Source organism: Pseudomonas frederiksbergensis, assembly GCF_001874645.1.
GTDB classification, from domain to species: domain Bacteria; phylum Pseudomonadota; class Gammaproteobacteria; order Pseudomonadales; family Pseudomonadaceae; genus Aquipseudomonas; species Aquipseudomonas frederiksbergensis_B.
On the sequence record NZ_CP017886.1, the window covers coordinates 2,279,296 to 2,304,054 of the forward strand.

The window sequence follows — 24,759 nt, forward strand, 5'->3', positions numbered from 1 at the left end:
GCACTTGCTACTTGCCGCTGGTCGTTGCCGGCCCGTTCCGAAACTGCTTGAGAAACTCAGCATCAGGCGTCAGTACCAGCATCGGCTGACTGTCAGACAGCGCCTGACGGTAAGTCTGTAACGAGCGGTACAACTTGTAGAATTCCGGGTCTTTGCTAAACGCCGCCGAAAGAATCTGGTTGGCCGCCGCATCGGCCTCACCATGAGTGATTGCCGACTGGCGCTGGACCTCGGACAGCAACACCGTGCGATCACGGTCGGCCTTGGCCTGAATTTGCTGAGCCCATTCAAAGCCCTGCGCGCGCAGCTCCTTGGCTTCGCGTTGACGCTCGGATTTCATCCGGTCGTAAATCGCCTGACTGGCCTCCAGCGGCAGATCGGCGCGGTGCAGGCGCACTTCTGTCACATCGATGCCGAGTGCGTGGGCCTTGTCGGCCACGTCTTTCTCGATGATCGAGACTTCCTGCTGACGCTCCGTGGACAACAACGAACGCAGCGATATTTCACCCAGCTTTCGGCGCAGTGAGGAGCTGACCATTTGTGTCAGCTGCGCATTGGCCTGGTCCAGCGTTCCGACCGTCTGATAGAAACGCAGCGGGTCGTTGATGCGAAAACGTGTATAGGTCTCGACCTCGATACGTTTCTGATCACCGAGGATGACTTGTTCGGCCGGTGACGACAGAGTCTGCAAGCGACTGTCGTAGAACACGACGGAATCACTGAACGGCACCTTGAACTTGAGCCCCGGTTCCCCGGCCACGCCCATCGGTGCGCCAAAGCGGATGATCAGTGCCTGTTGCGATTCATCGACGACATAGGCCGACGCGGCCAACGCCCAAAGCGCAATCGCGACGACGGCTGCGGCCAACCATTTGAAGGTGCGGTTCATGGTCGGGCATCCTTTTGCAGCGGTTTGCCAGGCTCGCTCAGCGGCATGTACGGCACCACCCCGGACATGCCCTTGCCGGAAGAGTCGATGATGACTTTGGAGGCTTTTTTCAGCACTTCATCCATGCTCTCCATGTACAGGCGCCAGGCGGTGACGTCTTTGGATTGCACGTAGCTGTTATAGACCGAGAGGAAGCGTTTGGCCTCGCCCTCGGCCAGGTTGCCGACCTGCGCCTGATAGGCCTCGGCTTCTTGCGTGATACGCGCCGCATCGCCACGGGCGCGGGGAATCACATCGTTGGCATAGGCTTCGGCTTCGTTGCGGGCGCGCTCCTGATCGGCACGGGCCCGCTGAACGTCGTTGAACGCATCGATCACTTGCGGCGGCGGATCGACCCGTTGCAGTTGTACCTGGGTGACGAGAATCCCGGCCTGTTCGCGATCCAGCAGTTGTTGCAACAAGTCCCGGGTTTCATCGGCGATCTGCGCACGTTTATCGGACATCACTGACTGAATCGGCGTGCGCCCGATCACCTCGCGCAAGGCGCTTTCGGCCGCGAGTTTCACCGAGCGCTCCGGGTCGCTGATTTTGAACAGGTAGAGTCGCGCGTCCTTGATTCGCCAGAACACCGTGCAATCGGCTTCGACAATGTTCTCGTCACCGGTGAGCATCTGCTTGTCGCGCGCACCATTGCTCGCAGCGCTCTGCACGCTGGTAGTGGTGCCCAGTTGCAGCTGATTGACCTGGGTGATTTTGGGTAACAGGACGGTTTCGACGGGATAGGGCAAGTGATAGTGCAGCCCGGATTCGGCGGTCTGCTGCCAACGCCCGAAGCGCAGCACGATGCCCTGTTCATCCGGCTGAACCTTGTAGATACCGGAGCTGATCCAAGCCAGCAAAATCAGCCCGCCGATCAGTGCCAGCCCGCGTCCGCCGAGGTCCATCACCGCCAGTTGGTAACCGATTCGTTGACGCAGTCGGCGCGTCGGACTGACGGGCTCGACAGGAGCAAAGGCGGGACTATCGGTCATGCAATTACTCCATGTCGTCAAATGACGAGCGCCCATTCAGGGGCGCCAAGGCGCGCAGAGTACCTGAACCCAAAACCGCGAAAATGAAAATTCTGTCATGTTCGCCGTACAAAAAACACTCAACTACTGCCAAGCCTTGGCTGCTCTGGCTCGTAGCCAATTGCACGCACCTTATCCACAGCCCCGTCCACAGTCTTTGGGGGCAAGTGCAAACCTTGAGACGCGCTATCTACAAGGCTTTGCAGGCAGATTTGAAAGTTTTTTGCTTGACCTGGGTACTGACAAGTGTAGCCAGCATCGATCCATGCGACCGACCCGTCACTGAGACGATGGCTCCCGGCCAGTCATTACGGCCCTTTGCCGAGTCTTTCCAGAGTTTAACCACAGACTTATCCACAGGCTGCTGGAGCATTTTTCAGCACCGTCCCTGTAGCAATAAAAAGGTTGACAACCCAGGCTCAAAGTCCCTAGAAAGCACCTGATCAAAAAACAACCACACACCTGGACACCCCGTAAACAAAGGCCTGCAGCGAGTTGCTCCCACGTTACCCACAGCCAGCTCCACAGCAAACGGGGACAAGTCAAAACTGTGGAAAAACAGCCATTTGCAGCGGCTTTATGTCGCGCTTTGACAGGTTGCGAATATTGTTTTCCACAATTTCCCCAATCCAAAACCACATCCCCGTAGGGGTATAAAAAACGCCCTGAGGCCGGAGCCGTCAGGGCGCTGTTTGACATCGGCGAAGCTTAGTGACCGCCGAGATACGCGTTACGCACCTCCTCGTTCACCAGCAACTCCTTGCCGGTGCCGCTCAGACGGATTTCACCGTTGACCATCACGTAGGCCCGGTCGGACAGCTTGAGCGCGTGGTTGGCGTTCTGCTCGACCAGGAAGATGGTCATGCCGGTGCCCGCCAGTTCGCGCAGGGTGGCGAAGATCTGTTTCACCACAATCGGCGCCAACCCCAGGCTTGGCTCGTCGAGCAACAGCAATTTAGGCCGACTCATCAAAGCCCGGGCAATGGCAAGCATTTGCTGCTCGCCACCGGACATGGTCATCGCCCGCTGATTGCGCCGTTCCTTGAGCCGTGGAAACAGCTCGAACATGCGCTGCATGTCTTCGGCAGCGAACTTATCGCCAATCGGGATCGTGCCCATCAGCAGATTTTCCTCGACGGTCATGTCGGGGAACACCCGCCGCCCTTCCGGCGACTGCGCGATGCCGTTGGAAGCGATGTAGTGGGATGACTTGTGAGTGATGTCCACGCCGCGGTAGACGATCTGCCCGTCGGCGGCACGTGGCTGCCCGAAAATCGACATCAGCAAGGTCGATTTGCCGGCACCATTGGAGCCAATCAAACTGACGGTTTCGCCTTCGTTGATGTGCAGCGAGACCTTTTTCAGGGCCTGGATCGGCCCGTAGAACACGTCGATCTCTTTCAGTTCGAGGATCGGTTGAGTCATACCAGCTCCTCTTCATCAGCACCCAGGTAGGCGGCAATCACTTTCGGATCGTTGCGGATCGCTTGAGGGTTACCCTCGGCGATCACGTTGCCGTGGTCCAGCACCACGATGTGGTCGGAAATGCTCATTACCATGCCCATGTCGTGTTCAATCAGCACCACCGTAATGTCGTGGTCGTCGCGCAGATGTCGAATCATCGCGCTGAGCGCCTCGGTTTCCTGCGGGTTGAGGCCCGCCGCCGGTTCGTCCAGACAAATGATCTTGGGCCGGGTGCACATGGCCCGGGCGATCTCCAGACGCCGTTGCTGGCCGTAGGAAAGTTCACCGGCCAAGCGGTTGGCGCAGTCCACCAGATCGACCACCTCCAGCCAGTAGAAGGCATGGTCCAGGGCGTCGCTTTCGGCCTTGCGGTAGCCTTTGGTGTTGAGAATGCCGGACACCAGGTTGCGGTTGACCCACATGTGCTGGGCCACCAGCAGGTTCTCGATCACCGACATTTCCCTGAACAGGCGAATGTTCTGGAAGGTCCGCGCCAGGCCGGCACGGTTGATCAGGTGCGTGCCACCGAACATCTTGTAGTGGAGCCGGCTGACGAAGCTTTTTGGTGAAACAAAATCAGTCGCCTTGAACGGTTCCCCGAGCATCTTGATGACGTTGGTTTTCACACCGCGGGTGTCAAGTTCGATACGCCCGCCGGTGGCCTTGTAGAAACCGGTCAGGCAGTTGAACACCGTGGTCTTGCCCGCACCGTTGGGGCCGATCAACGCGAAGATCGAGTTGCGTTTGACCTTCAGGCTGACGTCGCTCAGGGCTTTGATGCCGCCGAAGTGCATCATCAGGTTCTCGACCTTTAGAACGATTTCTTCGCTCATGGCGCGGCCCTCTCAGTCAAGGCACCTTTACGTGGGGTCACACCGGTACGGCTGATCCGAATCAGGCCACGCGGCTTCCAGATCATCATCAGCACCATGAGGATGCCGAACAGCAACACGCGGTATTCGGCGAAGCTGCGCAACAGTTCCGGAGCGACGGTCAGCACGAACGCGGCGATCACCACGCCGACGGTCGACCCCATGCCGCCGAGCACGACGATGGCGAGGATCAAGGCCGATTCGAAGAACGAGAACGAGGTCGGGTTGACGAAACCTTGATAGCTGGCGAAAAACACACCGGCCAGACCGGCGGTGGAAGCCCCCAGGGTAAAGGCCGACAGCTTGACCAGTACATGGTTGAGACCCATGGCGCGGCAAGCGATTTCATCTTCGCGCAAAGCCTCCCAGGCACGCCCGACCGGCATGCGAGTCAGGCGATGCTTGATGTACAGCACCAGCATTACGACGAGGAACAGCACGCCATAGATGAGCATGAACTTTACGTTCGGGTTGTATTCAGTCCCGAAGAATTCATGGAAGGGTATCCCGCCATCTTTCGCCACACGCGTGAACTCGATGCCGAAAACCGACGGTGAGGGCACCGGCATACCGTTAGGCCCTCCTGTAAAGGACAGCCAGTTGGTCAGTATCAGGCGAATGATTTCACCGAAGCCCAGGGTCACGATGGCCAGGTAGTCGCCGTGCATGCGTAATACGGGAAAGCCGAGTATGCATCCGGCCAGCGCCGCCATGAGTGCCGACAGCGGCAACATGGTCCAGAAGCCCAGTCCAAGGTAGTGATAACCCAGCGCCAGGCCATAAGCGCCGATGGCATAGAACGCCACGTAACCCAGGTCGAGCAGACCTGCCAGACCGACCACGATGTTCAGACCGAGGCCCAGCAACACGTAGATCAGCCCCAGGATCACCACCGTCAGCAGGTACTTGTCGGCGAAGATCGGAAACACGATAGCGATCACGATCAAACCCGGGATGATCAAGCGCAGCCGCGACTTGTAATCAGGTGGCAGTACATGCACGCCTGAGCCGGTGACCTCGAAGCTTTGCTGGACCTTCACGCCCCTGGCGGTCTGCATGAACAGACTCAAGACAAGACGCCCGATCATTACCGCCCCGACCATCCAGGCCACACGCGTCGGCTGCAGGTTGTAGCTATAACCTTCAAGCACTACGCCCACGATCGGGCCGAAGACAATCAGGGCAATCAACCCGGCCAGAACAGCGTCGATCAGGCTTTTTTTGACATCGATAGTTTTGTTATTAGCGTCGGACATACTTATACCTTCGCCACAAGTGGGCGACCCAACAGGCCTTGAGGACGGAAAATCAGGATCAGTACCAGCAGCGAGAAGCTGAAGACGTCCTTGTAGTCAGAGTTGATCACGCCGGAAAACAGCGACTCGGAAACGCCGAGAATGATCCCGCCGAGCATGGCGCCAGGCAGCGAACCAATCCCGCCGAGCACCGCAGCGGTGAAGGCCTTTATGCCGATCACGAAGCCTGCGTAAAAATCGAAGGTGCCGTAGTTCACCGTGATCAAGACACCGGCCAACGCAGCCATGGCGGCACCGATGATGAACACATAGGAGATCACCCGGTCGGTGTTTATCCCGAGGATCGAGGCCATCTTGCGGTCTTGTTGGGTCGCACGACACATGCGCCCCAACTTGGTGTATTTGATGACGTAGGTCAGCAGGGCCATCCCGACAAACGCGGCGACCAGAATAAAGATTTTGGTGTAGGTGATCTGCACGAAACCCGTACCGATATCGAATCTCAGCCCACCGCTCAGCAGCGTAGGAATACCCTGTTGCCGTGAGCCCTGAGCGATCTGCGCGTAGTTCTGCAGGATCAGGGAAACGCCGATAGCACTGATCAGCGGTGCCAGTCGGGTGGAGTTGCGTAGCGGTTTGTAAGCGATGCGCTCGATGACCCAGCCATACACACCGGTCACGAAGACAGTGAACAGCAGAGTGCCCAGGATCAACAACGGAAAGGATTCAACACCGAAGTAGGACAGCAGAGCCAGGCTGATCGCCGCGAGGTACGCGGAAATCATATAAACCTCGCCGTGGGCGAAGTTGATCATGCCGATGATGCCATAGACCATTGTGTAGCCGATGGCGATCAGGCCGTAGACCGATCCGAGAGTCAGACCATTGATAACTTGTTGCAGGAAAATACCGTCCATCATGCACTCTCACTAACTTGAGAGGCCAGCGCGAACCCGGCGTCGATGAGCCCTTGTGAGGCGCACCTGGCCAGGTTCACGTGGCTCAGAAGAAAAATACCGGGTCGGCACGATTGCAGAACCCATGACCAAAGCCGGGCCTGCACCCCACGATTTATGTCGAGAGACCCAGGCCTGGCGATGCGCTTATCTCACTTCTGTTTGTCCAGCTGGTGGTATTTGCCCGCAGCATCCCACTGGTAAACCACGTAGTCGGAGATTTTCAGGTCGCCCTTGCCATCCCATTCCTTCTTGCCCATCACGGTTTCCACCGGGTGCGCTTTCAGCCATTTAGCCGCGTCTTCACCTTTGTTCGTCTTGGCACCGTTAAAGCCGGCAGCCAGGGCTTGCACCGAGGCGTAAGCGTACAGGGTGTAGCCTTCAGGCTCGTAACCGGACTTGCGGAAGGTTTCTACAACAGCCTTGCTGTCTGGAATCAGACGCGGGTCAGCGCCAAAGGTCATGTACACGCCGTCGACGTAAGGAGCACCACCGGCAGTCGTGACCATTTCGTCAGTCACGATGCCATCATCGGACATGAACTTGACGTCTTTCAGGCCTTGCTCACGCAGTTGATGGACCAGTGGACCCGCTTCCGGGTGCAGGCCGCCGAAGTAAAGGACATCAGCCCCTACCGAACGGACCTTGGTGATCACGGCACTGAAATCTTTCTCGCCGCGGGTCAGACCTTCTTCAAGAACCGGTTTCACGCCTCGCGCGGTCAACTGCTTGGCAGTTGCGTCCGCCAAGCCTTTACCGTAGGTGTCTTTGTCGTTGATGACGGCAACTTTCTTGCCTTTCAGGACGTCGACGATGTAGTTGCCCGCGACGATACCTTGCTGGTCATCACGCCCGCACATACGCATCATGGCAGGCAGGCCGCGCTCGGTGACCGCCGGGTTGGTAGAACCCGGAGTGATCGCGATGATGCCTGCGTCGGAGTAGACCTCAGAAGCCGGGATGGTCGACGACGAGCAGAAGTGCCCGACAACGCCGATAACCTTGTCCTGCACCATTTTGTTCGCGACAGCCACAGCCTGTTTCGGTTCGCAGGCGTCATCGCCCTGGACCAGTACAATTTTTTCGCCGTTGATGCCGCCCTTGGCGTTGATTGCATCCGCCGCCGCTTGCGCGCCTTTCATGTACTGCAAGCCGAAGGAAGCGCTAGGACCGGTCATCGGACCTGCCACACCAATTTTGACATCCGCCTGAACAAACGAAGAAACACCCAATGCAGTAGCAACTGCGAGTGCCAGAAAACCTTTCCTGTAAAACGTCTGCGACATGTGATGGTGCTCCTGAGGTTTTTTAGTTAGCACAGCAACTTCAGCGGAAGCTTTGATTCAGCTACAAAGCGCAGAGCAAGTGGCGTGCCATCGGTTTTTTATTCTTCAAAAAGTCGCTGCTTTATTGTTATTTCGACTGTTTCTGACCCTTTTTCATTGGGCGTGCAACCGTCTAAACCGCGGAAGGTGAAACCATTTATTTTTTTAGGCGCAACCCGCACGCGCCATCATTGCAACCGCGGCGCGAAACGACGTGCAACCAACCTGTAACAGCGTGCGTCACCGAACTGCACACTGCCGGTGCGCAACTGCTACAACACGCACCATTACAGGCTAGTCGCTGCGCCAAAAAGCGCCGCTTCCCGCAACAAAATTCCTCGATCAGATGACAATCCGCAGGCACTGGCCCGCGTGATAGAGCGAAAACCCGGCCTCGTATAAACAGCTGCGCAGGCCCACCCCGGCCAGTGGCTGCATGGGTGCGAAGGGAATCGGTAGCGCCTGAGGATTTCCGTTACACAAGTAATCGGCGAAGGCTTTACCGACCACCGTGCCGGTGGTCACGCCACGGCCGTTGTAACCGGTCACTGCCACTAAACCGGGCGCCGGCTCGAACAAACGCATCAAGTGATCGGGGGTAAATGCGATGCAACCGGTCCAGGTGCATTCCCAGTCCACCGGTTTGAGGTAAGGGAAATAATGCTGCTGTACCCGATCGGCCCAGGCCTTGAGGAACCACGTGGGTTTCTGATTGCCGTTGCCCAGGCTGCCGAGCAACAACCGGCCGTCTTTGTCTCGACGAATACTGCTGAGCACCTGACGGGTGTCCCAGGAACCCTGGCCACCGGGCAAAATCAACTGTGCGGCGTCTTCAGTCAGCGGCGCGGAGGCCACCTGATAGTAGTAACCGGGGAAGAAATTGCGCCGCAGTTCAGTCCAGTCGCCTTCGGTGTAGGCGTTGGAGGCGATCACCACCTGCTCGGCCATGACCGAACCCTCGGCGGTTTGCACTGACCAGCGTTGGCCCTGACGTTCGAGTCGGGTCACCGGAGAATGGTCGAACAGCTTCCCCCCAGATCCGCAGCAGCCTTGGCCAGACCACTGGTGTAGGCCATCGGATTGAGCGTACCGGCGCGGCGGTCGAGCAACGCGGCGGCGATCTTTTTGGTGCCGGTGGCCTGCTCACAAGCGGCACCGGTCAACAACTCCACGGGCGCGCCGCGGCGCTTCCATTGTTCTTCACGACTGCGCAGATCGGCTTCGCCACGGGCGTTGTGCGCCATGTGCAACGTGCCTTCACGGCGCAACTGACAATCGATGTTGTAGGTGTCGATCAGGCTGAACACCAGAGCCGGTGCCGCTCCGAGCATACGGTTGAGCTGGCTGCCGATCGCTTCGCCGAACCCGGCTTCGATCTCGTCTGGAGGAATCCACATCCCGGCGTTCACCAGCCCGACGTTACGCCCCGAACCACCCTGCCCGCAGCGCTTGGCCTCCAGCACGCAGACGCTTTTGCCCTGTTCCAGCAAATGCACCGCCGCTGACAAACCGGTAAAACCGGCGCCGATCACACAGACGTCCGCCGTCACCTCACCCTTGAGCGCCGCCCGGTCAGGCCGTTGCGGCGTCAGTTTTTCCCATAAGCACTCGTCCGATAACGGCATTGCCAGACTCCGATCAGAAACCTAACCAACCCGAAAGATCGCAGCCTTCGGCAGCTCCTACGCCGATCGGGTACATCGCACAATCGCTGCCAGGGTCAACTCCCGTAGGAGCTGCCGCAGGCTGCGATCTTTTAAGGCAGCCCCCTCAGTCGAAGGTAATGCCCTGGGCCAGCGGCAACTCCAGCGAGTAGTTGACGGTGTTGGTCTGACGACGCATGTAACCGCGCCACGCATCGGAGCCGGATTCGCGACCGCCGCCGGTTTCTTTCTCGCCACCAAAGGCGCCACCGATTTCCGCACCACTCGGGCCGATGTTGACGTTGGCGATCCCGCAGTCGCTGCCCACCGCCGACATGAACTGCTCGGCTTCACGCACGTCGGTGGTGAAGATGCACGACGACAGACCTTGTGGCACCGCGTTGTTCAGGCGCAGCGCTTCGGCGAAGTCTTTGTAGCCAACCACGTACAGAATCGGGGCGAAGGTTTCGCTACGCACCACATCGCTTTGCTCTGGCATTTCGACGATGGCCGGCGAAACGTAGTAGGCATTCGGGAACGTGTCTTCGAGCTGACGCTTGCCGCCAAACACCCGGCCGCCTTCGCTCAAGGCTTGTTCCAGCGCGTCCTGCATGTTCTCGAAGCTGTGCTTGTCGATCAGCGGGCCAACCAGGTTGCCTTCCAGTGGGTGACCGATGCGCACTTTGGCGTATGCCGCCTTGAGGCGGGTAACGATCTCTTCCTTGACCGACTCGTGGGCGATCAAACGACGCAGGGTGGTGCAACGCTGACCGGCAGTACCCACCGCACTGAACAGAATCGCCCGCACAGCCATGTCAAGGTCGGCGCTTGGGCCGAGGATCATTGCGTTGTTGCCGCCCAGCTCCAGAATGCTGCGAGCAAAGCGTGCGGCGATTTTCGGCGCCACTTCGCGGCCCATGCGGGTGCTGCCGGTGGCGCTGATCAAGGCCACACGCGGGTCGTCCACCAACGCTTCACCGGCATCGCGGCCGCCGATGATCACCTGGCTCAGGTACTGCGGCGCATCGCTGAAATTCTTCAATACACGCTCGAACAGCGCCTGGCAGGCCAGTGCGGTGAGCGGGGTTTTCTCCGACGGTTTCCAGATGACCGAGTTGCCGCAGACCAGCGCCAGCGTGGTGTTCCAGGCCCAGACCGCGACCGGGAAGTTGAACGCACTGATCACCCCGACCACGCCCAGCGGATGCCAGGACTCACGCATGTGGTGGCCTGGACGTTCGGAAGCGATGGTCAAACCGTAGAGTTGACGGGACAGGCCGACGGCGAAATCGCAGATGTCGATCATTTCCTGAACTTCACCCAGGCCTTCCTGGGTGATCTTGCCGGCCTCCCAGGACACCAGCTCGCCCAGATCGGCCTTATATTCACGCAAAATGTCGCCCAATTGACGCACCAGTTCACCGCGACGCGGGGCCGGGACCTTGCGCCACAGATCGAACGCATGCTCTGCGCGACTGACCTGCTGCTCGACTTCAGCGGCGCCTTCCCAGTTCACGGAAGCAATACGGCTGCCGTCGATCGGTGAATGCACGGGCTGTTTGCCGTTCTGGTACAGGGCCGGGTTCACACCCAAACGATCAAGCAATGCGGCAACCATGGGTCACTCCTTCAACGTGAAAAGCAGAAAATTCACAGCCCGCTGACAAGGGGCTTCAGGCCTATAGTTGTAGCCGCCCCGAGACGTGCCAACAAACGACGATTAAGCGAGATATCATTCCGTTTATTCATGCAAAGCGTTGCAACAAGAATAAGGCCCCTCCCATGCTGAATAAACGCCACTTGCCGTCGATCACCGCGTTGCAGTGTTTCGAGGCGGTCACTCGTCACCTGAGCTTCACCCGCGCCGCCGAAGAGCTGAACCTGACCCAAAGCGCCGTGAGCAAACAGGTCGCGCAACTCGAAGAGCTGTTGCAGCACCTGCTGTTCCGCCGGGTACGTCGACGCCTGCAAATGACCCCGGCCGGGGATTTGTACCTGGTTGAAGTCCGAAAAATCCTCACGCAAGTCGAAATGTCGACCCACTACCTGCGTTCCTACGGCGGTGAGACCGAAGTATTGCGCGTGTCCACACCTTCGACCTTCGGCGCTCGCTGGCTGGTACCACGCCTTAAAGGCTGGCGTCTGCGCCATCCGCACATTCATCTGGACCTGTGCAACGAACAGGAAGCCGACGACTTGCTGCAAGGGCGCAGCGATCTGGCGTTCTATTTCGGCCAGGGTTCGCGGCCCGGCACCGAATGCCTGAAACTGTTTGGCGAAGAGCTGGTGCCGGTTTGCGCACCCGGCAGCCTGCCGGAGCAGCCCTTCACCGACCCGACCCAACTCAGCGATCTGGTGCTGCTGCAAAATGCCTCGCGACCCCAGGCCTGGCACGACTGGTTCGACAGCCAGGGTTACCAGACCGAACACAGCTATCACGGGCCGCGCTTCGAAACCTTTTATATGTGCATCCGCGCCGCGCAAGTCGGCTGCGGCGTCGCCTTGCTGCCACGGTTTCTGGTGGAAGAGGAATTGGCCGACGGCAAACTGGTCATCCCCTGGCAACACGCGATGCCCAGCAGCGACGCCTATTACCTGGCCTATCCCGAACATTCGGCGGAAGTGCCCAAGGTGCGCGATTTTGTGGCCTGGATGCTGGAGCAGATTGATAGCCCGAACACCTGACCTCCCGTAGGAGCTGCCGCAGGCTGCGATCTCTTGATCTTAAAAAGCAAAATCAAAAGATCGCAGCCTGCGGCAGCTCCTACGGGGGGGGAACAACACGGCGTAAATGTAAAAAATGCTGGCAATGCAGCCCACCGATATGCGCCACTAGCCCCATTCATTGAAACAGCTGAAACGCCGCGGCCTTGAGCGGCGGCCAGCCTGGAGATTCCCGTTATGAGCGAGAGTGTGTTTGCCGATCGCATCGTGCAGAACTTGCTCGATACCGACTTCTACAAACTGACCATGATGCAGGCGGTGCTGCACAACTACCCCAACGTTGAAGTCGAATGGGAGTTCCGCTGCCGTAACAGTGAGGATCTGCGCCCGTACCTGGCGGAGATTCGTTTTCAGATCGAGCGTCTGGCTGAACTGAGCCTGAGCGCCGATCAGCTGAGCTTTCTGGAGCGCATCAGCTTCCTGAAGCCGGACTTCCTGCGCTTTCTTGGGTTGTTCCGCTTCAACCTGCGTTACATCCACACCGGCATCGAGCACGGCGAGCTGTTCATCCGCCTGCGCGGGCCGTGGTTGCATATCATCCTGTTCGAAGTGCCACTGCTGGCGGTCGTCAGCGAAGTGCGCAATCGCTATCGCTACCGTGAAATCGTCATGGAGCAAGCGCGCGAACAGCTCTATCGCAAGTTCGACTGGTTGAGCGCCAATGCCAGCGCGGAAGAACTCTCGCACCTGCAGGTGGCGGATTTCGGCACTCGCCGGCGCTTCTCCTACCGGGTGCAGGAAGAAGTGGTGAACGTGCTCAAGCACGATTTCCCCGGCCGTTTCGTCGGCACCAGCAACGTGCACCTGTCCCGTGAGCTGGACATGAAGCCGCTGGGCACCATGGCTCACGAATGGATCATGGCCCACCAACAACTCGGCCCGCGGCTGATCGACAGCCAGAGCGCCGCCCTCGATTGCTGGGTTCGCGAATACCGCGGCCTGCTGGGGATCGCCCTGACCGACTGCATCACCACCGATGCCTTCCTGAGCGATTTCGACCTGTATTTCGCCAAGCTCTTCGACGGTTTGCGCCATGACTCCGGGGACCCGATCGCCTGGGCCGAAAAAGCCATCGCCCATTACCATAAGCTCGGTATCGAGCCGATGAGCAAGACGCTGGTGTTCTCCGACAGCTTGACGCTGCCAAAATCGTTGGAGATTTTCCGGGCGCTGCGCGGTCGGATCAATGTCAGCTTCGGTATCGGCACCCACCTGACGTGCGATATTCCGGGTGTCGAACCGATGAGCATCGTGCTTAAAATGGCGGCCTGCAATGGTCAACCCGTCGCCAAGATCTCTGATGAAGCAGGCAAGACACACTGCAAAGATCCGAATTTCGTCGCCTATTTGCGACATGTGTTTCAAGTACCTGCCGCCCTCTCTGGCACATCAAGCAAGGAGTGAATTCATGCAAGCCGTACAGCGTGAGATTGCTGAACAGCTCAAGGTCCAACCGCCCTTCGCCGATCATGCAGCCCTGGAGGCTGAGGTCGCACGGCGGATTACCTTCATCCAGGATTGCCTGGTCAATTCCGGGCTCAAGACGCTGGTGCTGGGCATCAGCGGCGGCGTCGACTCGTTGACCGCCGGGCTTTTGGCCCAGCGCGCCATGCGCGAGTTACGTGAGCGCAGCGGTGACACGCGCTACAAATTCATCGCCGTACGCTTGCCGTACGAAACCCAGTTCGATGAACACGATGCGCAAGCCTCGGTGGACTTCATCGCCCCGGATGAGCGCCACACCGTGAACATCGGCCCGGCGGTCAAATCGCTGGCCAGTGAAGTCGCCGCCTTCGAAGGCAAGCACGCGGTCTCGGTGGACTTTGTATTGGGCAACACCAAGGCGCGGATGCGCATGGTCGCGCAATACACCATCGCCGGGGCCGCCCACGGCCTGGTGATCGGCACCGACCACGCGGCCGAAGCGGTGATGGGCTTCTTCACCAAGTTCGGTGATGGCGCCTGCGACCTCGCGCCGCTGAGCGGCCTGGTGAAGCACCAGGTCCGGGCCATCGCCCGCAGCTTCGGTGCGCCGGAGTCGCTGGTGGAAAAAATCCCGACTGCCGACCTCGAAGACCTGTCGCCCGGCAAACCGGATGAAGCGTCCCACGGCGTGACCTACGCCGAGATTGATGCCTTCCTGCATGGGGAGCCGGTGCGTGAAGAGGCGTTCAAGATCATCTGCGATACGTACCGCAAGACCCATCACAAGCGGGTGATGCCGTTCGCGCCTTGAGGCTGCTGTGGCCTGTACTGACGCCTGCTCGCGATGAACAATGACGCGGTCAAACGTCGAGCACAAAAATCTATGGTCACCCCCGTTTTTGCAATACTGATTAATGGGTGAAGTGGTTGGCTTGCTTAAATCTATCCGGCGTCTGTTTGGGGCATGCCCCGCGCCACGATGAGAGTCGCGCCTGACGATCCTGAAAAAACCGACGGCTTTCTAAAGCCGATTTTTGTGCCAGGTTGTTCGTCAGGCCGGTGGGCCGTTCACGTCATCCGTTGTTCAGCTATCGCAAAACCTGAAGGGTGGTTCGTGGTACTGCAACAACCGCAGGGTCAGGCGTTCAGCGCGTCTGGCCCTGCTTCATACTGCGTATGGTGGGCCGCTAGCGCCCACGCGATCCGCGCCAGCTTGTTAGCCAAGGCACAGGCCACCACGTTCGAGTGGCGTCGCGTCAGCATTGAGCGTACCCAGTCGGCCAAACGGCCGCGCTGGTAGTCCAGCCTTTGCATGTAGACCCGAGCACACTGCACCAGCAATTGCCGTAGGTGCTTGTCACCGCGCTTGCTGATGCCGAGCAAATTCGCCTTGCCACCGGTGCTGTATTGTCTGGGCACCAGACCCACAGACGCGGCGAAGTCGCGACTGCACTTGTACTGTTGGCCGTCGCCCATTTCGACAGCCAACAGGCTGGCGGTGATCGGGCCGACACACGGCATGCTCAGCAGGCGACTGCCCAGATCATCGGCGGCCAGTTGGCTTGCCAGCTCTTTATCCAGTTCCTTGATCTGCTCATCCAGGCAAACGAAGTGATCGTGCAGTTGTTGCAACAGCCCGGTGAGCCGAACCGGCAACTCATGCTCGGCCAAGATACTCGCCAAACGTTTCATGATCGCCAGACCTTTGGGCAGGCTGATACCAAACTCCAACAGGAAACCGTGCATCTGATTGGCGGCTTTGGTGCGGTCGTGCACCAGCGATTCGCGCAGGCGGTGCAGAACGGAAAGAGTCTGCTGGGCCTCGGTTTTAGGCGAGACGAAGCGCATCGACGGACGTGAAGCGGCTTCGCAAATGGCCTCGGCATCCACGAAGTCGTTTTTGTTGCCCTTGACGAAGGGCCGGACGAACTGCGGAGAAATCAGTTTGGCCTGATGCCCCATGGCGATCAGCTGACGAGCGACAAAATGCGCGCCGGCACACGCCTCCATCACCACGGTACAGGCCGGTAGGTTGCCGAAGAACTGCATCATCTGTGGGCGCGAGAGCTTCTTGCGAAACACCTCTCGCCCGGATTTGTCCTGGCCGTGCAGATGGAAACTGTGTTTACCGAGATCGATTCCGATCAGCGCTGACTCGCTCATGATGATGGCCTCCGAAAACAAAACACCCTGCGAAAGCGTAGCCCTCGCAGGGTGTGGGGGTGACCATCTCATTAAAGCGTCCCGAGTGGACGCTTTTTTTATGAGTCAAATTCGATTACTTCAGGACAACAGCGCCTTTCATTATCGAGTTGTGGCCCGGGAACGAGCAGAAGAACTGATAGCTTTCGCCAGCGGTCAGCTTCGACACGTCGAAGGTCACCGAGTCTTTCTCGCCGGCACCGATGATTTTGGTGTGGGCGATAATGCGAGTGTCAGCTTCTTTCAAGTAATTCTTGTCGATGCCGGCGGCCATGCCGTCGGTGGCGATACCCGCCATGTCTGCGGTTTTGCTCAGCACCCAGTTATGGCCCATGACATTCTTCGGCAAGCTGCCGGAGTGGGTCAGGTTGACAGTGAAGGTTTTGCAACTCTTGTCGATGGTGATCTCCTTTGTGTTGAAGGACATCTGATCGGTGGAGTCGACATCGACCTTGCACTCTGCAGCCATCAATTGGCTGCTGGCCAGTGTCAGCAGGGATACCGCAACGAGTTTGGCAAACATGGTGAATCTCCAAGGCAGGGTTAACAAAATCCGTAGGGCCTAAAGACTGCCTGAAATTTCTGGAAGTGCCTATGACTTGAATCAAGAATTGTATACAACTTTCAGGCTATGACATTGATCGAAACAATTAACCGGCCAAACCTCTGGCGCGCACCTATGATCGGCGTGTCATCTCATCCTGGAGCGCCGGTCATGTCCTTCAATAGCCTGTTGTGCAGTTTGCTCGCCGCCTATGCCTGTGGCGCCAGCGGCACTTATGAAGAAGCACGCACCGAGGATTAACCCTTGGAGCGTCCTCTGTCAGCCATTATTCTGGAGTCATCACTGACCATGGGGTAAGGCATGTCTTTAGCGTCTGTTTGTGTATTTTGCGGCGCCAGCACCGGCACTGACCCGGCGTATCGGCAAGCGGCGATCGCCCTCGGCCAGGCGCTGGCCCGGCGCAAGCTGACGCTGGTGTACGGCGGCGGTGCTGTCGGCTTGATGGGCATTGTTGCCGATGCTGCACTGGCGGCGGGCGGCGAAGTGATCGGGATCATTCCCGAGAGCCTGAAGAACTCGGAAATCGGCCACAACGGCCTGACGCGCCTGGAAGTGGTCGACGGCATGCACGCACGCAAGGCACGCATGGCCGAGCTGAGCGACGCGTTCATCGCGCTACCGGGCGGCCTCGGCACGTTTGAAGAGCTGTTCGAAGTCTGGACCTGGGGCCAGCTCGGTTACCACGGCAAACCGCTGGGGTTGCTGGAAGTGAACGGTTTCTACAGCAAACTCACGGCATTTCTTGATCATGTCGTCGGCGAAGGCTTCGTTCGCGAGCATCACCGTGACATGCTGCAAATGAGCGAATCGCCGCAGGATCTGCTGGATGCGCTGGATGCCTGGCAACCGGTGGTAGCCCCAAAATGGGTCGGGCAAAAACCCGGCTAACCCTTGTCCCCGGTTTAAAGGCAGAATACGCGCCGCTCAACCTCACCTTCGACCCCAGAGGATCGCCCATGGCTAAACCTAATTACTCCTTCGCCAAACGTCAGAGAGACTTGGCCAAAGAGCAGAAGAAAGAGGAAAAGTTGCAACGCAAGAAAGCTGCCGCCGATGAAGAAACCGGCGCACTGACCCCGGATGCAGAAGGTGAAGTGGTTGCTGATGACGCTGTTGAAGCACCGAAAGATCAGGCGCCTGACGCCTGAGACCCACAGGGTTTGATGTTCTGATCAAACCCACCGGATCTGTGTCCAGGGTCGGCAGTGATGCTGCCGACCCTCGCAGGCCTAAGCATCCCCTCAAGATCGCAGCCTTCGGCAGCTCCTATGCCGGGCAGCATTCTGCTGTAGGAGCTGCCGCAGGCTGCGATCTTTAATGTTCATCCCGTGGCATGACGGTCACCCGCACTTCCGGGTCATGGCTGCCGCCGCCCAGTATCACTCCACGCAATGGCGAGACATCGGAAAAATCCCGGCCCCAGGCCAGGGTGATGTGCTCCAGCGCCGGCTGCACATTGTTGGTCGGATCGAAATCAACCCAACCCAGCACCGGACAGAATACCGAGACCCAGGCGTGGGACGCGTCAGCGCCGATCAACCGTGGCTGGCCCGGTGGAGGCTGAGTCAGCAGGTAGCCGCTGACGTAACGCGCCGCCAATCCGCGGGAGCGCAAGCAGGCGAGCATCAAGTGCGCAAAGTCCTGACAGACCCCACGCCGACGCTCCAGCACTTCCACCAGCGGCGTTGCGACCTGCGTCGCCTCGGCGTCGAAGGTGAATTCGCTGAAGATCTTCTCCATCAACGCCTGAACGCCCAACATCAATGGACGGCCCGGCGCAAAACAGCTTTCGGAGAACTCGACGAAGCGGCTCTTCAAGTGCACATACGGCGACTCAAACCGATAGCGACACGCTTCCAGTAGCTGCGGAGCAATCGGCTGACCGCTATAGGTCAATGCGCTGCGGGTCATGTCCCAGGCTGGTGATTGATTGAAATCGCGCAGTGGCCGGGCCAGTACTTCGACCGTCAGCCGGGCATTGACCAGCAGTTCGTCGTGAGGCCGTTCGAAGGCCAGGCGGGTCAGCGGATTGCCGAACACATCCAGCTCATCGCGGCGCGAGGTCGGCTCCGGGCTGATCTGCAAGTGCTGCTCGGTGCAGCGCTGCCAGGCGCAGGGCCGGGGCCACAAATGGGCGAGTTGCTGGGCCAGGGACACCGGGCTGTCGTAGTGATAATGGGTGTCGTGGAGAATCTGGTAATGGGCGCTCATCAGACGGACACCGTGCGCTGGCTGACATCATCGACATGGGCGAAGTGCCGCAACGCCAGGCGATCAGAGACTTGGTTGCTGACATCGGCGATTTCTTGCAACAGATCCGCCAGACCATCGAGGGCTGCGCGAACGCTGGTTTCGCCGAACAACGCGTTCTCCAGACAACCGAGATCGAATCGCGCCAGACGCTCTACCAACGAAGGCAACGCCTGCTCGCGCGGCACACCAAAGTCGTCGTTCAAGCGTTTAAGTGTCCGGGTCACCAGTTTCAGCTGAAACAGCACCGCGTGAGGGTTCTGCTCATCGAGCAGCAACACGTCGAGCACCGGAATCAATTGCGCCACCGCCAGATAGCGGGAACGGTAAGTGATGCTGCTGTTGCCCAGCTCCAGCAGCCATTCCAGCCCGGCTTGATCAAACGCTCCAGCGCCGCGCAGGAACGCCGCCAGGCTGCTGCTGAGAAACTGCAAACGCTCGATCCGCCGACCGATCATCAAAAAGCGCCAGCCTTCGTCGCGGGTCATGTCGTCCAGCGCAAATCCCGACAGCGCCGCCAGTGACATCACCAAGCGGTTGAGGAAATCCAGCAACTCGCCAAAATCCGGCTCTTCGGTTTCCAGCTCCGCGGCGTCGCGCTGCAATTCCACCAACGCCTGCCAGTTCTCTCGTGAGAGCTTGCCGCGCACCTGGGACGCCGCCCACTGCAAGCGCTGCAGGTTGGAACGCAGGCTGAACGACCAGTCATCACCGCGCAATGCCGTCAGCAAACGCTCGGGCAAATTACCTTCGTCGGGCAGCAGCATCAGGCTTTCACCCAGATCGACCGCGGCCTGCAAGGCTTGTGGATCGTCGCCGTCGACGTAGCGTGTGAGCATGATCCGCAGCAGCCTCGCGCTGTCGTCGCAGCGCTCGCAATAACGGCCGAACCAGAACAGATTCTCGACCACCCGCGACGGCAGGTAGGGATCGCGCCGTACCAGATCATGCACGCCGATAGTCCGATGGGTTTTCCATTGCTCGCCCATTGGCGCTCGCTCACCCAAGACCCAGGTGTCCTTGCTCGCACCGCCGCGCTGCATCGACACCACTTCGGCGTCAGCTTCCGCCGCAACCCGGGTCAAACCGCCGGGCAACACCCGATAGCCGTCTTTACTGGCCACCGCGTAAACGCGCATGCCGATCGCCCGGGGCTGCAACTGACCGTCTTCGGCTTGCCAGATCGGCGCCTGCGACAGCTGCGCCAGTTCTTGCGCGACATAGGCATAAGGCCGTGCCTGCATGCGCTCGGCGAGGCTTTTGCGCTGTTTTTCACTCAAGTCACGGCCGAATACCGGGGCAAAGCTTTGTGAAGGGAATGCCGGTTTGATCACCAGTTCAGGCATTTTTTCCAGCGCCTGCGCCAACACTGGCGGTTCACCGCACCACCAGGTGGCAATGGACGGCAGGATCAGTTCTTCACCGAACAGGTATTGATTGATCTTCGGCAGGAAGCCCAACAGCCCCGGCGATTCCAGTACGCCGCTGCCCAAGGCATTGGCCACCAGCACCCGCCCCTGTCGCACCGCTTCAAGCAGGCCCGGCACGCCAAGCGCCGAGTCGGTGCGCAACTCCAGCGGATCGCAGAAATCATCGTCGAGCCGACGCATGATCGCGTGGACCCGACGCAAACCGCTGAGGGTTTTCAGGTAAACCGTGGCATCGCGCACGGTCAGGTCGCCGCCTTCAACCAGTGGATAACCCAGTTGGCGAGCCAGATACAGGTGCTCGAAATAGCTCTCGTTGAACCGCCCTGGCGTCAGTAACACCACCAACGGCACTTCATCGGCGCTCGGTGCTTGGCGCGCGAGGGTTTCCTGCAAGGTGCGGAAGAACCCGGCCAGGTGCTGCACCTGCAAATCTCGGTACAACTCCGGAAAGGCCCGCGACACGATGGTGCGGTTTTCCAACGCATAACCGGCACCCGAAGGCGCTTGAGTTCGATCCGCCGTCACCCACCAGCGCCCATCGGGCGTGCGAGCCAGGTCCACCGCATACAGATGCAAAAAGGCCCCGTCCGGCGGTTGAATGCCCTGACAAGGCCAGAGGAAGTTGTTGTGACCGAACACCAGTTCTGCCGGCAGCAAGCCTTCGGCAATCAAACGCTGCGGGCCATACAAATCCGCCAGCACCGCATTGAGCAAACGCGCGCGCTGGGCGATCCCTGCGGACAACTGCTGCCACTCATCGGCCGCCATTACATGGGGCAACAGGTCCAGTTCCCATGGACGATCTGCGCCTTTGGCGTCGGCGTAAACGTTGTAGGTGACACCGTTTTCCTGAATCTGCCGTGCCAGCAAGGCTTGCCGCTGCACCAGTTGCGTCGGCGTGCTGCGTTGCAACTGATCGAACAGCCGTCGCCAGTGCGGGCGCACGGCCCCATTGTCGTCGAGCAGTTCATGATAGGTGCCCGCCGTGAGCGGGTAACGGTCAAGCAGGTCAGGCATGGAAAGCTCGGCAGCCAGCAATGAAAAGTCAGATTAACGCAGACCTCTGACGCCCGGATATGCGAAAAAACCGGGCGTCGTGTCTGATTCAGAAGCGTCGTAAATCGAGAGTCATCGGCAGTTCATCGTTGATAGTCAGCGTCGGCACCACCAAAGTTCCCGGACTGTGACCGAGGCGGAAGAACCGCGCCATCCGCCGACTCTCGGCCTCGTTGGCGTTCACCGGCAAACTGTCGTAGTTACGCCCGCCCGGATGCGCGACGTGGTACTGACAACCGCCCAGCGAGCGCTGCATCCAGGTATCGAGCAGGTCGAACACCAGCGGCGCGTGAACCGGGATGGTCGGTTGCAGGCAGTTGGCCGGTTGCCAGGCGCGGAACCGCACACCGGCGACAAACTCACCGACGCGCCCGGTCGGTTGCAGCGGTACCGGGATGCCGTTGCAGGTCAGCACATAACGCTGCGGCGCCAAGCCTGTGAGCTTGACCTGCAAACGCTCCAGCGACGAGTCGACGTAGCGCACCGTGCCGCCGGCCGAACCTTCCTCACCCAGCACATGCCAGGGCTCCAGCGCCTGACGCAGCTCCAGTTCAATGCCGCTGACCGCGTAATCGCCGACCTTGGGAAAGCGAAACGCCAGATGCGCCGCAAACCACTCGGCGCGCAGCGCATAACCGGCGGCGTTGAGGTCGACGATCACATCGGCGAAATCCTGCTCGATAAAGTGCGGCAGCAGGAAACGGTCGTGCAACTCGGTGCCCCAGCGGGCCAGCTTGGCCGGCGCATACGGCTCGCGCCAGAACCGCGCCACCAATGCTCGCAGCAGCAGTTGCTGAGCCAGGCTCATCCGCGCATGAGGTGGCATTTCAAAAGCGCGCAGCTCCAGCAGCCCAAGGCGACCGGTGGCGCCGTCCGGAGAGTAGAGTTTGTCGATACAGAATTCGGCGCGGTGGGTGTTGCCCGTGACGTCGATCAGCAGGTTGCGCAGCAAGCGGTCCACCCACCACGGCGCGCACTCTTCACCCGGTTCGGGCATCTGCGCGAAGGCGATTTCCAGCTCGTACAACGCATCGTTGCGGGCTTCATCCACACGCGGCGCCTGGGAAGTCGGACCAATGAAAAGGCCAGAAAACAGGTAGGACAGCGACGGATGGTTATGCCAGTAACTGATCAGACTGCGCAGCAGATCCGGGCGACGCAGAAACGGTGAGTCGGCCGGAGTCGCGCCACCGAGTACGAAATGGTTACCGCCACCCGTGCCGGTGTGCCGGCCGTCGATCATGAATTTCTCGGTGGTCAGCCGGGTCTGGCGTGCCTCTTCGTAGAGGAATTCGGTGCGCTCGACCAGTTCGTCCCAACTGGCGGACGGCTGCACGTTGACTTCAATAACGCCGGGGTCCGGGGTGATGCGAAAGTTACTCAGGCGTGGATCGCTCGGCGGTTCATAGCCTTCCAGCAACACCGGACAATGCAGCTCCTCGGCAGTGGCTTCGATGGCGCTGACCAGTTCCAGATAATCCTCGACGCGTTCCAGCGGCGGCATGAACAGGTACAACCGACCTTCCCGGGCCTCGGCGCAGAACGCGGTGCGGGTCAGCCAATCGGCGGATTGATCGATTTTCGGTGTGCGCTCATCAGCCGTTGCCGGCTCACCATGCGCCTGCAACTGGGCTGCGTCAGGCAGTTCCGGCAAATCCTGATTCGGATCGAGCGGGTGCACGAACGGGTACTCCGCCGCCGTCACCCACGGCTGCGAGGCCAGCGGCAAGCGATAGCCCAGCGGTGAGTCTCCCGGCACCAGTCGGCAATGGCTGTCACGCAGGTACCAGCGACCGCTCTGCCATTGATCGCCCTTGGCCGTACGCGCCAGCGGCAGCACGTGGCCAATCACTTTGTCCAGACCCTGGCTGAAGACCTTGTGCAGGCGGGCGCGCTCAAGTTCATCGCCCAGCCGTGAGTCTTCGGCGCTGACGTTGACCGGCAACGCGCCTTCGCGCCAGAGGTAGTAGAGGTTGTCTTCGTAAGCCGGAAATACAAAGCGCGTAGGCAGTTTCAAACGCTCGGCGACACTCGCCAGAAAACGCCCGGCCAATGTGCCATCGGCGCCGTAGTCTTGCTGCTCATCGGCAATCAGCGCGCTGTTATTCCAGATCGGCACGCCATCTCGTCGCCAGTAGCAATTCAGCGACCAGCGCGGCAGTTGCTCGCCCGGGTACCACTTGCCCTGACCAAAATGCACCAGGCCCTTGGGGGCGTAATGTTTGCGCATGCGCTGGAACAGCTCGGCGGACAGTCGACGTTTGTCCGGCCCGAGCGCAGCGGTGTTCCACTCGGCACCGTCCGGGTCGTCGATGGAGACGAAGGTCGGCTCGCCGCCCATGGTCAGACGCACATCGCCTTCTTGCAGGTCGGCGTCGATCTGCCGGCCCAGCGCCTGGATCGCCAGCCACTGGTCTTCGGTGTAGGGCTTGGTGACCCTTGGGGCCTCCCAAATCCGCTCCACCGACATTTCGTGGCTGAATTCGCACTCGCACGGTTCGACCAGGCCGCTGATCGGCGCCGCAGAGGACGGATCGGGACTACAGGCCAACGGAATATGCCCTTCACCGGCAAACAACCCGGAGGTGGCGTCCAGGCCGATCCAGCCCGCACCGGGCAGGTAAACCTCGCACCAGGCGTGCAGGTCGGTGAAATCCACCTCGGTGCCGGAAGGACCGTCGAGGCTTTTGACATCAGCGGTGAGTTGAATCAGATAACCGGAAACAAATCGCGCCGCCAGCCCGAGGTTGCGCAGCAGTTGCACCAGCAACCAGGCCGAATCGCGGCAAGAACCCGAGGCGTGTTCCAGGGTGTACTCCGGGGTTTGCACGCCCGGTTCCATGCGGATCAGGTAGCCGATGTCTTCGCTCAGGCGCTGGTTGAGGGCCACCAGAAAATCCACGGCGGGCAGCGGCGTGCGGTCGATGCCGTCAAGATAAGCCTTGAACGTCGGCGTCAGTGGCAGGGTTTCCAGGTACGGCGCCAGCTCGCGCTGTTCGTCGGCGGCATAGGCGAAAGGGATTTTTTCCGCGTAAGGCTCAAGGAAGAAGTCGAACGGGTTGAACACTGCCATCTCGGCCAGCAGATCGACTTCGATCCGCAGCTCCGCAGTTTTCTCGGGAAACACCAACCGTGCCAGGTAATTGCCCTGGGGGTCTTGTTGCCAATTGATGAAGTGTTGCTCAGGCGACACTTTCAACGCATAGGAAAGAATCCGCGTGCGGCTGTGGGCAGCCGGGCGCAGGCGAACGATCTGCGGGCCGAGTTCGACGGCGCGGTCGTAGCGGTAATGCGTGACATGGTGCAATGCGACATGAATCGACACGGCGTGCCTCCTGCGAGCCTTAAGCGTAACTGAAAGCGCGCAAGACTTATGCCAGCCGGCATATCGGCGCTTTCTCCGTTTGCTTCGCGCAGTACAGCACCAAAACCGCGCAATGCGGGATTTGATGTGATGAAGGTTGCACAGAAATGTGGCGGGAGCGTGAAAAGATCGTCCGAACGCGGCCCGAACCTGCGGCAGCTCCTACACTGGCATACGCGTTTCCTCGTAGGAGCTGCCGCAGGCTGCGATCTTTTGATCTTGATATACAACGCAAAACGCCAACCCGAAGGCTGGCGTTTTGTTAACA

18 protein-coding genes and 1 pseudogene are annotated in these 24,759 nt (G+C 59.6%); 5 read left to right on the plus strand and 14 right to left on the minus strand.

All coding sequences use genetic code 11. The features are described 5' to 3' along the window. Positions 1-7: 7 nt before the first annotated feature. The 9 genes and pseudogenes from hflC to amaB all read right to left on the minus strand — a co-directional run bounded on the left by hflC (position 8) and on the right by amaB (position 11,093). Positions 8-889, minus strand: a complete 882-nt coding sequence (gene hflC / locus BLL42_RS11115; protein WP_071552099.1) for a protease modulator HflC — start codon at positions 887-889, stop codon at positions 8-10. Continuing rightward, positions 886-1,920, minus strand: a complete 1,035-nt coding sequence (gene hflK / locus BLL42_RS11120; RefSeq protein ID WP_071552100.1) for an FtsH protease activity modulator HflK — start codon at positions 1,918-1,920, stop codon at positions 886-888. The genes hflC and hflK overlap by 4 nt, the downstream gene beginning before the upstream one ends. A gap of 747 nt (positions 1,921-2,667) precedes the next feature. Then, positions 2,668-3,384: an ABC transporter ATP-binding protein gene (locus BLL42_RS11125; RefSeq protein ID WP_071552101.1), complete on the minus strand. Its 717-nt coding sequence runs from the start codon at positions 3,382-3,384 to the stop codon at positions 2,668-2,670. Further along, complete coding sequence (locus BLL42_RS11130) at positions 3,381-4,256, minus strand: ABC transporter ATP-binding protein (protein WP_071552102.1); 876 nt, start codon at positions 4,254-4,256, stop codon at positions 3,381-3,383. Before BLL42_RS11130 ends, BLL42_RS11125 begins: the two co-directional genes overlap by 4 nt. After that, positions 4,253-5,551: a high-affinity branched-chain amino acid ABC transporter permease LivM gene (gene livM, locus BLL42_RS11135; RefSeq protein ID WP_071552103.1), complete on the minus strand. Its 1,299-nt coding sequence runs from the start codon at positions 5,549-5,551 to the stop codon at positions 4,253-4,255. The genes BLL42_RS11130 and livM overlap by 4 nt, the downstream gene beginning before the upstream one ends. Before the next feature lie 2 nt (positions 5,552-5,553). After that, positions 5,554-6,468: an ABC transporter permease subunit gene (locus BLL42_RS11140; RefSeq protein ID WP_071555741.1), complete on the minus strand. Its 915-nt coding sequence runs from the start codon at positions 6,466-6,468 to the stop codon at positions 5,554-5,556. Between the two features lie 191 nt (positions 6,469-6,659). Next, the gene (locus tag BLL42_RS11145) at positions 6,660-7,793 is read right to left on the minus strand and encodes a branched-chain amino acid ABC transporter substrate-binding protein (RefSeq protein WP_071552104.1); all 1,134 of its coding nucleotides are present in this window, start codon (positions 7,791-7,793) and stop codon (positions 6,660-6,662) included. A 381-nt stretch (positions 7,794-8,174) separates the two neighbouring features. After that, positions 8,175-9,457 (minus strand): annotated as a pseudogene (amaA, locus tag BLL42_RS11150) (L-pipecolate oxidase). 145 nt (positions 9,458-9,602) lie between these two features. Next, on the minus strand, positions 9,603-11,093 hold the full coding sequence (gene amaB / locus BLL42_RS11155; protein ID WP_071552105.1) for an L-piperidine-6-carboxylate dehydrogenase: 1,491 nt from the start codon (positions 11,091-11,093) through the stop codon (positions 9,603-9,605). A gap of 164 nt (positions 11,094-11,257) precedes the next feature. Between amaB and BLL42_RS11160 the strand changes: the two genes are divergently transcribed. The 3 genes from BLL42_RS11160 to nadE all read left to right on the plus strand — a co-directional run bounded on the left by BLL42_RS11160 (position 11,258) and on the right by nadE (position 14,435). Next, the gene (locus tag BLL42_RS11160) at positions 11,258-12,160 is read left to right on the plus strand and encodes a LysR family transcriptional regulator (protein ID WP_071552106.1); all 903 of its coding nucleotides are present in this window, start codon (positions 11,258-11,260) and stop codon (positions 12,158-12,160) included. A gap of 216 nt (positions 12,161-12,376) precedes the next feature. Further along, the gene (pncB, locus tag BLL42_RS11165; protein WP_071552107.1) at positions 12,377-13,603 is read left to right on the plus strand and encodes a nicotinate phosphoribosyltransferase; all 1,227 of its coding nucleotides are present in this window, start codon (positions 12,377-12,379) and stop codon (positions 13,601-13,603) included. Positions 13,604-13,607: 4 nt separating this feature from the next. Continuing rightward, positions 13,608-14,435, plus strand: a complete 828-nt coding sequence (gene nadE, locus BLL42_RS11170; RefSeq protein WP_071552108.1) for an NAD(+) synthase — start codon at positions 13,608-13,610, stop codon at positions 14,433-14,435. 326 nt (positions 14,436-14,761) lie between these two features. On the opposite strand, the gene BLL42_RS11175 is transcribed toward nadE, so the two are convergent. Together BLL42_RS11175 and azu are read right to left on the minus strand one after the other, a co-directional pair. After that, positions 14,762-15,787 (minus strand): IS110 family RNA-guided transposase, encoded by a 1,026-nt coding sequence (locus BLL42_RS11175; protein WP_071550690.1) that lies wholly within the window; start codon positions 15,785-15,787, stop codon positions 14,762-14,764. 115 nt (positions 15,788-15,902) lie between these two features. Beyond that, a complete protein-coding gene (gene azu, locus BLL42_RS11180) occupies positions 15,903-16,349 on the minus strand; it encodes an azurin (protein ID WP_071552109.1) in 447 nt (148 codons plus the stop codon). Positions 16,350-16,691: 342 nt separating this feature from the next. On the opposite strand from azu, the gene BLL42_RS11185 reads away from it, so the two are divergent. Both BLL42_RS11185 and BLL42_RS11190 read left to right on the plus strand, forming a co-directional pair. Further along, positions 16,692-17,279 carry a cytokinin riboside 5'-monophosphate phosphoribohydrolase gene (locus BLL42_RS11185; protein ID WP_071552110.1) on the plus strand — a complete coding sequence of 196 codons (588 nt, stop codon included), beginning with the start codon at positions 16,692-16,694 and terminating at the stop codon, positions 17,277-17,279. A gap of 68 nt (positions 17,280-17,347) precedes the next feature. After that, positions 17,348-17,539, plus strand: a complete 192-nt coding sequence (locus BLL42_RS11190; protein WP_071552111.1) for a hypothetical protein — start codon at positions 17,348-17,350, stop codon at positions 17,537-17,539. Positions 17,540-17,705: 166 nt separating this feature from the next. On the opposite strand, the gene BLL42_RS11195 is transcribed toward BLL42_RS11190, so the two are convergent. From BLL42_RS11195 to BLL42_RS11205, 3 genes are all read right to left on the minus strand, one after another. After that, positions 17,706-18,602, minus strand: a complete 897-nt coding sequence (locus BLL42_RS11195) for a transglutaminase family protein (protein ID WP_071552112.1) — start codon at positions 18,600-18,602, stop codon at positions 17,706-17,708. Further along, on the minus strand, positions 18,602-21,088 hold the full coding sequence (locus BLL42_RS11200) for a circularly permuted type 2 ATP-grasp protein (protein WP_071552113.1): 2,487 nt from the start codon (positions 21,086-21,088) through the stop codon (positions 18,602-18,604). The genes BLL42_RS11195 and BLL42_RS11200 overlap by 1 nt, the downstream gene beginning before the upstream one ends. Before the next feature lie 88 nt (positions 21,089-21,176). Beyond that, complete coding sequence (locus BLL42_RS11205) at positions 21,177-24,452, minus strand: transglutaminase family protein (protein ID WP_071552114.1); 3,276 nt, start codon at positions 24,450-24,452, stop codon at positions 21,177-21,179. Positions 24,453-24,759: the final 307 nt, after the last annotated feature.